Source organism: Cupriavidus lacunae (assembly GCF_003353055.1).
GTDB lineage: Bacteria > Pseudomonadota > Gammaproteobacteria > Burkholderiales > Burkholderiaceae > Cupriavidus > Cupriavidus lacunae.
The window spans coordinates 49,973-60,471 of record NZ_QKWJ01000042.1; the positions used below are offsets into that span (position 1 = coordinate 49,973).

Annotated in this window: 11 protein-coding genes; 4 read left to right on the forward strand and 7 right to left on the reverse strand. The window is 68.0% G+C overall.

The window, feature by feature from the left end; all coding sequences use genetic code 11:
- Positions 1-37: 37 nt before the first annotated feature.
- Positions 38-610 carry a DUF2889 domain-containing protein gene (locus DN412_RS26410; protein ID WP_115214286.1) on the reverse strand — a complete coding sequence of 191 codons (573 nt, stop codon included), beginning with the start codon at positions 608-610 and terminating at the stop codon, positions 38-40.
- Between the two features lie 106 nt (positions 611-716).
- Entirely contained in the window at positions 717-1,643 is a 927-nt protein-coding gene (locus DN412_RS26415; protein ID WP_115214287.1) for a LysR family transcriptional regulator, read from the reverse strand.
- A 102-nt stretch (positions 1,644-1,745) separates the two neighbouring features.
- Here DN412_RS26415 and DN412_RS26420 point away from each other — a divergent pair, with 102 nt between their 5' ends.
- From DN412_RS26420 to leuD, 3 genes are read left to right on the forward strand one after another with little or no spacing between them, the layout of a single operon-like run.
- Positions 1,746-2,708: a tripartite tricarboxylate transporter substrate binding protein gene (locus DN412_RS26420; RefSeq protein ID WP_115214288.1), complete on the forward strand. Its 963-nt coding sequence runs from the start codon at positions 1,746-1,748 to the stop codon at positions 2,706-2,708.
- Between the two features lie 20 nt (positions 2,709-2,728).
- Positions 2,729-4,147, forward strand: coding sequence for a 3-isopropylmalate dehydratase large subunit (leuC, locus tag DN412_RS26425; protein ID WP_115214289.1), 1,419 nt, complete (start codon positions 2,729-2,731; stop codon positions 4,145-4,147).
- Positions 4,140-4,784, forward strand: coding sequence for a 3-isopropylmalate dehydratase small subunit (gene leuD / locus DN412_RS26430; RefSeq protein ID WP_115214290.1), 645 nt, complete (start codon positions 4,140-4,142; stop codon positions 4,782-4,784). The genes leuC and leuD overlap by 8 nt, the downstream gene beginning before the upstream one ends.
- A 53-nt stretch (positions 4,785-4,837) precedes the next feature.
- Here leuD and DN412_RS26435 read toward each other — a convergent pair whose 3' ends face one another.
- From DN412_RS26435 to DN412_RS26455, 5 genes are all read right to left on the reverse strand, one after another.
- Positions 4,838-5,602, reverse strand: a complete 765-nt coding sequence (locus DN412_RS26435; protein WP_115214291.1) for a DUF4410 domain-containing protein — start codon at positions 5,600-5,602, stop codon at positions 4,838-4,840.
- Positions 5,603-5,829: 227 nt separating this feature from the next.
- Positions 5,830-7,152 (reverse strand): ATP-binding protein, encoded by a 1,323-nt coding sequence (locus DN412_RS26440; protein WP_115214292.1) that lies wholly within the window; start codon positions 7,150-7,152, stop codon positions 5,830-5,832.
- On the reverse strand, positions 7,152-7,865 hold the full coding sequence (locus tag DN412_RS26445) for a response regulator (protein WP_115214293.1): 714 nt from the start codon (positions 7,863-7,865) through the stop codon (positions 7,152-7,154). The genes DN412_RS26440 and DN412_RS26445 overlap by 1 nt, the downstream gene beginning before the upstream one ends.
- Positions 7,866-7,900: 35 nt before the next feature.
- Positions 7,901-8,194 (reverse strand): EF-hand domain-containing protein, encoded by a 294-nt coding sequence (locus DN412_RS26450; protein WP_115214294.1) that lies wholly within the window; start codon positions 8,192-8,194, stop codon positions 7,901-7,903.
- A gap of 54 nt (positions 8,195-8,248) precedes the next feature.
- Positions 8,249-9,202 carry a hypothetical protein gene (locus DN412_RS26455; protein ID WP_115214295.1) on the reverse strand — a complete coding sequence of 318 codons (954 nt, stop codon included), beginning with the start codon at positions 9,200-9,202 and terminating at the stop codon, positions 8,249-8,251.
- Between the two features lie 253 nt (positions 9,203-9,455).
- Between DN412_RS26455 and DN412_RS26460 the strand changes: the two genes are divergently transcribed.
- The gene (locus DN412_RS26460) at positions 9,456-10,358 is read left to right on the forward strand and encodes a sterol desaturase family protein (protein ID WP_115214296.1); all 903 of its coding nucleotides are present in this window, start codon (positions 9,456-9,458) and stop codon (positions 10,356-10,358) included.
- Positions 10,359-10,499: the final 141 nt, after the last annotated feature.

The window sequence follows — 10,499 nt, forward strand, 5'->3', positions numbered from 1 at the left end:
CCCACCCTTCGATGCGGTGCGCGGCGACATTGCGCGCTCAACTGCCTGCGCGGCGATGCAGCGGCCAGATGACCTTGGCCCCATCGCCGTCGATGCGATAGGCGTGGCAGGTGTCAAGGATCCAGGGCCTGGGTAACGGTGCCTCTCCGGCCAGCTTGGCATGCCACGGCGACTGGTCGCGCTGCACCGACATGACAGTCTGCATCGCCGTGGTCGCCAGGGGCCCCAGCAGTTCCGTCAGGTGGGTGCAGCCATTGGCCCCGCCCAGGCGCGCCCTGGCCTGCTGGCGGAAGCCGCCGCCGATGCGCAGGCCCCGTAGCTGGCGATAGGCGGCGTTGATCTCCGTGCAGAACGGCGTCGGCCCGGTCTCGGTGCGGGCCTCGAAGTCCTGGATCACCAGGTCCGTGTCGATCGTCATGCACAGGCGCATATGGTGGATAGCACCACCGGCTGCCACGCGGGCAAAGGGCATTTCCGTGGCATCGGCGGAAATGTCGCGCATTTCCGCCTCGATATCGTACAGGCCATCGTCGCGCAGATAGCCACGGCATTCGATCTGGCGGGTGTGACGCAGCGTGCGTCCGTGTTGGGGCGTGGGGGCTGTTTCCATGCGGGTTTCCATCGGGCTTCTGGTATTGACAGCCATGATGGACGCTAGTGGCGCCGGAATCGCCCCCCAATATCGGGTGGCGCGGCCCCGTACCGCGCCAGACTGGCTACCAGCACTTGTCCGCACTGCCCGCCCCGGAGGCACGGTGGCTGGCAAAGTGGTCCAGCAGGAAGTCCACCAGCGCCCGCACCTTGTCCGGACGATGGTTGCGCGCCGGGAACACCAGGTGGATATCCGCGGGCGTGAACTGCCATTGGGGCAGCACCCGGCGCAGGGCGCCGCTGCGCAGATGCTCCGCGACATCCCACTCAGAGCGCACGATCAGGCCCTGGCCATCCAGCGCCCAGGCCAGCGCCGATTCCCCGTCATTGGTACTCATGGTGCCGCGGACCTTGACGGTCTCCTGCTGCGCACCATGGCGCAGGTGCCAGGTGCCGAAGGTCTCATCGGCTTCGCGGATGAAGATGCAGTTGTGGCGCGCCAGCTCGCGCGGGCTTGACGGCTCGCCCCTCGCTTCCAGATAGGACGGCGCGGCGCAGAGCAGGCGGCGGTTGTTGGCCAGCAGGCGCGCCGTCAGCCGCACGTCCGGCATCTCGCCGAAATGGATCATGGCGTCCAGGCCCTGCTCGACCAGGTTCAGAGGGCGGTCGGTCAGGTACAGCTGGACCTCGATATTCGGAAAGCGGCGCGAGAACCCGGACAGCGCCGGCGCGATATGCCGGCGCCCGAACCCCAGCGTGGCGCCGATCTTCAGCAAGCCGTGCGGCGTGCTGCCGGTGCCCGCGATGGCGCGCTCCAGCGCCTCCATCTCCGCAAGGATCCGCGCCCCTTCCACCAGGTAGCTTTCGCCCTCCGGCGTCAGGCCGATGCGCCGCGTGGTCCGGTGCAGGAGGCGCACGCGCAGGCGGGCCTCCAGTCCGGCAAGCCGCTTGCTGACTGCGGGCGGCGTCACGCCAAGTTCCTGTGCGGCGCCCGCCAGGCTGCCGTGCTTGTTGATGCACGCGAAGAAGGCGACGTCCGAGAGGTTATCCATTCATGAATACCAGGAAACAAAGAAGTAACTGAGTTTGAATTATGTGCTTCTGGGTGAATGATACGATGGTTTGCATAACGATTCATAAACCAGGAGACACCCATGAACGTTGCCCGCCTCACCGCCCTCCTGCTCTGTGCCGCGTCGATCGGCACGGCCGCAGCCCAGTCCTATCCCCAGCGCCCGGTGCGCCTGATCGTGCCGTACGCCCCAGGCGGCAGCGCCGATATTGCCGCGCGCCTGGTCTCGGATGCCTGGTCGAAGAGCCTGGGCGGCACCATCGTGGTCGAGAACCGGGCCGGCGCCGGCGGCAATATCGGCGTCGATGCCGTGGCCAAGGCGGCCGCCGATGGGTACACGATTGGCCTGCAAACGGTGTCCCTGGCGATCAACCCGGGCCTGTTCCCGCGCATGCCCTATGACACGCTGAAGGACCTCGCCCCGATCGGCATGGTCGCCAGCTCGCAGCACGTGCTGGTGGTCAACAACAACGTACCCGCCAAAAACCTGCAGGAACTGATCGCGGCGGCCAAGGCCACGCCGGGCAAGCTGACCTACGGGTCCGCGGGCAACGGCAGCACCTTCCATATGTCGGCCGAACTGTTCAAGTCGGTGGCCAACGTCTCCATCGTCCACGTGCCGTACCGCGGCGGCGGCCCGGCCCTGGTCGACACCATCGCGGGCCAGGTCGACATGAGCTTCCCGGTGGTCTCGGCCGCGCAGCAGCATGTCCAGGGCGGCAAGCTCAGGGCGCTCGCCGTCACCGGCACCAGGCGCTCGCCGCAGTTGCCGAATGTGCCGACCGCCGCCGAGGCGGGGTTGCCCGGCTATGCCTTCGAGACCTGGTTCATGGTGTTTGCCCCGGCCGGCACGCCCAGGCCCGTGATCGACAAGCTGAACGCCGCCCTGAACACCACGCTGGCCGCGCAGGTAACCCGTGAGCGCATGCTCAAGGAAGGCTTCGAGCCCACCCCGACCACGCCCGAGGCCGCGCGCCAGCGCCTGGAAAAAGAGATGCCCATGTGGGCCAACCTGATCAAGCAGCGCGGCATCACCGCGGAATGACGACACACAAGGCAGTTGCCATGACCCCCAAGACGCTATACCAGAAGCTGGTCGACTCCCATACCGTGGCCAGGATCGACGACGACAACGTGCTGTTGTACTGCGACCTGCACCTGATGAACGAGTACACCAGCCCGCAGGCCTTCTCCGGGCTGCATGAACAGGATCGCGGCGTGCTGGCGCCCGGTCAGAACGTCTCGGTGGTCAGCCATATCATCCCGACGCACCCCACCGCGATCCGCGTGATCGCCGACCCGGCCTCGGCGCTGCAGGCCACCAACCTGCGCCGCAACTGCGAGCGGCACGCGATCCCGCTGTTCGACACCAACGATGCGCTGCAGGGCATCGAGCACGTGATCGCGCCCGAGCACGGCATGATCCGGCCGGGCATGGTGGTGATCTGCGGCGACAGCCATACCACCACCTACGGCGCGCTCGGCGCGCTGGGCTTCGGCATCGGCACGTCCGAAGTCGAGCATGTGCTGGCGACCCAGACGCTGGTCTACCGGATGGCCAGGACCATGCGCATCCGCGTCGACGGCAAGCTGCCCGCCGGCACGACCGCGAAGGACCTGATCCTCAGGATCATCGGTGCAATCGGCGCGCAAGGTGCGCGCGGCTATGTCGTGGAGTACTGCGGATCGGCGATCCGCGACCTGAGCGTCGAAGCCCGCTTCACGCTGTGCAATATGACCGTGGAAGCCGCCGCGCGCGGCGCGCTGATCGCGCCGGATGCGGTCGCCACCGACTATGTGCTGCGCCGCGCCGTGGATATCGAAGGCCCGCAGCGCGACGCCGCGCTCAGCTACTGGGCCACGCTGCAAAGCGATGCGGACGCCGTGTTCGACATGGACTTCGCCTTCGATGCCAGCGACATCGAGCCCTACGTCACCTGGGGCACCAGCCCGGACCAGGTGCTGCCGGTTTCCGGACAGATCCCGTTCCCGGAAGACCAGATCGACGAGGCCGAGCAGCGCTCGGTCGAGCGCGCGCTGGCGTACACGCACCTGCAGCCGGGCACCGCGCTGGCCGGCACGCCGATCCAGCACGTCTTCATCGGCTCGTGTACCAACGGCCGCATCGAAGACCTGCGCGCAGTGGCCAGCGTGGTGCATGGCCGCAAGGTGGCCGCGGGGGTCCGGGCCATGGTGGTGCCCGGGTCGGGCGCGGTCAAGGCGCAGGCCGAGCGCGAAGGCCTGGCCGACGTCCTCACAGCCGCCGGCTTCGAGTGGCGGCAACCGGGCTGCTCGATGTGCCTGGCCATGAACGACGACGTGCTCGCCGACGGCGTGCGCTGCGCTTCCACCACCAACCGCAATTTCGAGGGCCGGCAGGGACGCGGTGCCATCACCCACCTGATGAGCCCGGCCATGGCCGCCGCCGCGGCCGTCACCGGCGTCATCACCGACGTCCGCAAGCTGGAGATCACCCATGCCTGACCACACCTGCATCGCCGGCAAAGGCGCCGCCATCCGCTTCGAGAACCTCGATACCGACCAGATCATTCCCAAGCAGTTCCTGCGCGGGATCGACAAGGCCGGGCTGGCCGATGGCATTCTCTATGACCACCGCTTCGATGCGACGGGCGCGCCGCGCCCTGGCTTCGTGCTGAACCGGCCCGAGTACGCGAGCACCAGCATCCTGGTGGGCGGCGCCAACTTCGGCTGCGGCTCCAGCCGCGAGCACGCGGTCTGGGGCCTGCAGCAATTCGGCATCCGCGCCGTGATTGCACCGAGCTTCGGCGAGATCTTCTCTTCGAACGCGATGAACAACCGGCTGCTGCTGGTGATGCTGCCGCGCGAGGTGATCGAGCAGCTGATGAACGACGTGGATGCGGACAGCGGCAACACCATCAGCATTGATGTCGAGGCGATGCGCGTGCGCACCCCTTCGGGCGACCACAACTTCGAACTGTCGGCACGGCATCGCCGCATGTTTATCGAGGGGCTGGACATGATCGGCATGTCGTTGCAGCAGCGCGGCGAGATCGAACGGTTCATCGAACAGTACTGGACCGCGTTTCCGTGGACGGCGAATGTGGCAAGGCGCACGCGCGACCGGCTGGGCGCCACCTGAAGCCATGCACGCAAGGCGCGTCGCCGACAGGATCTGCACCCGGGCAGCTCGCATCAGATCGCGGCAGCACCCGTCAGCCACCCCTCCTCCGTACTGGCCGCGATGACCTGGGTGGCAATGGTGTTGCCCAGGCGGGTGGCATCGGCATAGACCGAGTCATGCTTGACTTCGGACACACCGTGCAGGCCCGCCCCGGTACCGGCAGCCATCGCCAGGTGGCCTGCCGCGGCGCCGACGCCGCCGGTTTCCGCCACGCCCGGCATATGCCCGCTGTCGGCATCCGCCACAAAGCTCTGCAGCGGCACCGGCGCGCCAGTTGCCGGCTGGTACGTGATCCGCACCGCAGCGCTTACCTCGCTCTTGCCGGCCCCCAGCCCGATCAGCAGGCGGCGGCGGGCGGTGCCTGCATCGATCTTGCTGAAGTCGCCGTCGACGACCAGCGCATTGGCACCCGCCGGCACCGGAGCGTCGGAACGCACGGCATGCAGGCCCTTGGCCTGCAGCGCGCGCACGATCTCGTTGGCAACCTGCTCGCGGGCTTCGGAGGCCAACTGCGCTGTCGCGCTGGCCGGGAAGCCGCCCGCCACCATCAGCTTCACCTTCCGCGCCAGGCCGCCGTCCTGCTTCACCTGCCCGGCGCTGGCGTCGAAGGCGCGCACGTAGATGACGTCGGCGTGCACCGGCTGCAGCAGTCCGGTCTGGTCGAGGCCGGTCACGCCGGCGCTGGCGCAGCCGGCGCTCAGCATCGCGGTGGCGGCAAGGGCAGCGAGGGCCAGGCGCCTGGTCTGGCCGGCGATGGCCTGGATGGTGTTGCGCATGTCGGGTCCTTCATTGGCACGTCAGTGCCGTCAGTCGTCGGGGGAAGCTGTCACCGACAATCGTTCGACCAGCAAGATCGCAAACCATCGGGGAGCCCGTCATTGCGTGCCGCGCTTCGCTGTTGCCGTGCGCTGCATCGCAGTGACCGAAGTATTGGAAATGCCGGGGGGCAATACCATGTGGGAAATATTTCGCGCGATGTCACGGCGCGGTGCCGTGCCGTCCGCTACGCGGCGGGTGCCTGCAGCGGCAGCGCCACCACCGCTTCCAGCCCGCCGCCATCGCGCGCGCGGAACTGCAGCGAGCCGCCATGCAGGCGTGCGATGCGCTCGACGATGGCCAGCCCCAGGCCAGTGCCGCCCGCATGGCCGCGCGCGTTGGCGCCGCGGCTGAAGGGGGCCTTGAGCTGCTCCAGTTCCTGCGCGGCGATGCCCGTGCCGCGGTCGCCCACGGCCACATAGGCGCACGCGGCGTCGCGCCAGGTGCGCACGCTGAAGCCGGACTTGCCGTAGACGACAGCGTTTTGCATCAGGTTCATCAGCAGCCGCATCAGGCTGACCGGGCGGAACGGCACCTGCGGCAATTCGCCCAATGACAGCACGAACTCATGGCCGAGGCCGGCGAAGTCGGACGCCAGTTGCCCGACCAGCGCATTGAGGTCGCCGGGCTGCGGCAGTTCTTTCTCGCCGCTGCCGGCATAATCCATGAACTGCTGCAGGATGGTCTCGATATGGTCGAGGTAGCCTTCGGCAGACGCCACGAAGGCGTCGTCGGCGCCGCGCGGGATCGCCATCGCCATGGCCAGGCGCAGCTTGGTCAGCGGCGTGCGGATATCGTGCGAGACGCCCGCCAGCATCAGCGCCCGGGTCTGCTCGGCCTGCTGCAGCGCCTGTGTCATCTGGTTGAAGGCGCTGCCGACCTGGGCAATCTCGGTGGGCCCGTCGGTGGGCAGCGGCGGCGGCGTCTCGCCGGCGCAGATCTGTCGCGCCGCCTGCGCCAGGTCCTGCAGCGGGCGGTTCAGGTGCAACTGGATCAGGTAGCCGGTCAGTGCCGCCAGCAGTGCCAGCGCCAGGGACAGCGCCAGTGCGGTGCCGATGCCGCCGGCGCGCGCGTCCTCGCTCATCGGCAAGGCGATCCAGTGCGGCGAGCCGGCCACGTGCAGGCGAATCCACAGCCGCTCGCCATTGCCGCTCTCCCATCGCACCGGCGTATCCGGCAGCCGGCGTTGCAGGGCCTCCAGGAAGACGTCGCGCTGCCAAGTGCGCATGAGGTGCAGCGCATCGGGTGCCGGCGCGGCCGCGGCGCGGGCCGGGTCTTGCCGTTGCGCACCGAGGCGCTGGGCCGCGGCGGCGCCGGCCGCTTCCGGCATGGCGGCGAGCACGCCGTCGAGCGTCTTCACATAATCCGAGAAAACGACGGCGGCACGCTCGATGCGCGGGCGCTGCACGAAATGCAGCAGCACGCTCAGCGAACACGCCTGGGTGACCGCCACCAGCGCTACCAGCAGCGCGATATTGCGCGCCAGCAGCGAGCGGGGCAGCAGCCGCATCACGATTCGACGCCGGCCACCAGCATGTAGCCGACGCCCCACACGGTCTTGATAAAGCGCGGCCTGGACGGATCCGCTTCCAGGATCTGGCGCAGGCGCAGGATCTGCACGTCGATGCTGCGGTCAAGCGCATCATGGTCGCGCCCGCGCGCGCGGGCCAGCAGGTTCTCGCGGCTGACGGCGCGGTTCGGCGACGATCCCAGCGCATGCAGCAGGAGCATCTGCGCGGAGTGGACTTCGACGGGCTCGCCGGCGCGCATCAGCGCCTGCTTGCCGACATCGAAGGTGAAGTCGCCAAAGCGCAGCGTCTGCGTGGTGACGGTCGGATCGCCCGCGGCCATCTTCTGGCGGCGCAGCAGCGCGCGGATGCGCGCCACCAGTTCGTCTGGCACGAAGGGCTTGGCCAGGTAGTCGTCGGCGCCGGTCTCCAGCCCCGCGACGCGGTCGACCGGATCGCCCCTGGCGGTCAGCATCAGGATCGGCAAGGTGTGGCCCTCGGCGCGCAGGCGCGCGCAGATGGTGAGGCCGTCCTCCGGCTCCATCATCAGGTCTAGCACCAGCAGGTCGTAGGGCTCGCGCTGCAGGTATTTGTCCAGCTGCTTGCCATCGGCCACCGCGCGCACGCGGAAGCCATGCCCGGTCAGGAACCGTTGCAGCATGTTGCGCAACTCGGCCTCGTCGTCGAGCACCACGATCCTGTTCAGCTGTTCCATGGCGGGTCTCCGGCGCCGGCGCTGGTTGCCGGCCCTCAGCGCGACATCATCTGCTGCCTCATGAATGCCTCGATCTGCGGCAGCGTCACGTAGCCCGCGCGCTGCGTATCGATCTGGTCGAAGTGGCTGGCAACCATCGGCATGCCTGCCGCGGCCTGCTCGCGGGTCAGCTTGCCGTCGCGCGTGGTGTTGGCGCTGGCAAAGCGCGTCTGCACCTGCTGCAACGCACGCTCCACGCGCGGGCCGGCGGCTGACGGCAGCCCGGCACTTTGTGCCGCGGCACCTGCTGAAACAATACACAAGATAAGCACTGCAATCATCTTCTTCATGATGGACTCCGTGGTAGCCGGCCTTGCCGGCGGGGGAAATGAAACCGGGCGGGCTCAGGCAACGTGGGCGGGAACCCAGACGGCACCGGCCCAGTGTCCCGGTACCAGCACCGCCGCCCTGACCGGGCGGGCGACGTAGACCGCGCGGGGTGCGACATAGACCGTGCGCGGCACCGGCGCGGCCCGCACCACCACGGCCGGCAGCGGCGCGGCGGCGACCACGACCTTGGCCGGCGGCGGAACGTAGACGGTGGCCGGCGGCGCGGGCGGGACGTAGATCGCCGCAGGCGGCGGGGGCGGCAGCGTCACCACCACCGGCGGCGTGCTGACTGCCACCGTCGCGCCGACTGCCGTCACGCTGCCACCGGTCGCCACCGTGGTGCCGTGGACCACGGTGGCACCGCCACCAGTGGTGACTACGCCAGGGGCGACCTGGGTCGCGCTGCCCGCATGGGTGACGGTACCGCCCTGCGTACCGGTCACCGTGCCGGAGCGGTAGCAGGTCGCACCCGCGCAGCTCGTCGACGCCGCATGGCCCACCGTATTGCCATTTGCGCCAGTAATGGTGCCTGAGGACGAATACTGGCCGGCGCCTTCACGCGTCACGCTGCCCGCCGTGGTGGCGCTCTGGCCGTTGGGGCCGGTCAGGTCGCCGGTATGCGAGCAGGTACCCCCGGCGCAGTTGGTGCTGCCATCGTGCTGTACGGAGCGGCCATTCGGTCCGGTGGCAGTGCCGGCGTTCGAGAACTGCCCTGGCGCATTGCGCGTCACGGTGCCGGTGTTGGTCGCCAGGCCGCCATATGGGCCCACCACGCCGCCGGCGTGCGAGCAACTGCCGCCTCCGCAGGCACCGGCGTGCGCACTGTTGTAGACGCCACGCGGCGTATAGGCCGTGCCGTGGCCGCCCCAGGCGGCAAAGGCCGGGGTGCTGACCAGGATCACCAGCGTGCCGGCGGCGAAGCCGAGCAGGCGTGGCAGGCGGGAGGTTTGTCCAAGGCGGTATGTCATCGCAGATCCTTCAGGTTCGGTTCGGGCCACGCACTGCGGCGCGGCGACGGGACGAACTATAGGCAAGGCGCCTGCGTTTTTCGCGCTCGGAAAAATGTCGCCGTGTTACATGGCACCACGCCGACAGCCATGACATCCGGCGACATATTTCTCGCATGGCGATCGCCGCGGCCGCCCACTACATTTGCCTCACCGACGCAGCGACGGACCGTTCCGCAAGGCAGGCGTCTCAACTCACCGCACTGGATGGATCATGCACAACCTTGGAAGATTCACGCTCTACATCACGGCCTTCGTCGTGACGGTCTCACTGGTCGAGGCATTCGTGCTGGCGCACAAGGCCCGCCAGCAAGGCAAGGCCTACCCCTGGCATGAAATCGGGATGTCGCTGGCGGACCTCGTCGGACGCAAGCTGTTCGCGCTGCTGCCGCTGTCGCTGGCCACGCCGGTGTTCTCGTTTGCCTGGCAGCACCGCATCTTCACGGTGGAGATCAACAGTGCGCTGGCCGTGCTGCTGCTCTTCGTGGGGCAGGAGTTCTGCTACTACTGGTACCACCGCGCGTCGCATCGCATCCGCTTCTTCTGGGCCACGCATGCTGTGCACCACTCACCCAATGAACTGACGCTGGGGACGGCGTATCGCCTGGGCTGGACCGGCAAGATCACCGGCACGGCGATCTTCTTCGCACCGCTGGTCTGGCTCGGGGTTCGTCCTGAAGTGGTGCTGGCCGCGCTGAGCCTGAACCTGCTGTATCAGTTCTGGCTGCACACCACATGGATTCCGAAGCTGGGATGGTTCGAATATGTGTTCAACACGCCGTCGGCGCATCGGGTGCACCATGCTTCGAACGTGGACTACCTGGATGCCAACTATGGCGGGGTGCTGATCATCTTTGATCGGCTGTTCGGGACTTATATTGAGGAACGCGCTGACGAGCCGTGCCGCTATGGGCTGGTCAAGCCGACGACTACGCATAACCCGCTGGTCAATCAGTTTGAGCACTGGGTCGGTCTGCTGCGCGACGTGGCAAACGCTGGCAGCGTTGCTAATGCGATCGGTTACCTGATCATGCCGCCGGGCTGGGCGCCGGATGGGGGCGGTGAGACTACGGAGAGTCTGCGGCGGCAGGCGCGGGGGGAGCGGGTGGGGGTGTAGTGGCGCGGTCGGGTTCCATGTTGTCGTAGGTTTAACCGCCTGGTTCCGCCCTGCTGGGCGGGTCACTTTTTGTCCGAGCGACAAAAAGTAACCAAAAAACGCGTCGCCTCTGGCGGCTGGCCATCAATTTGGTGGTGGGGG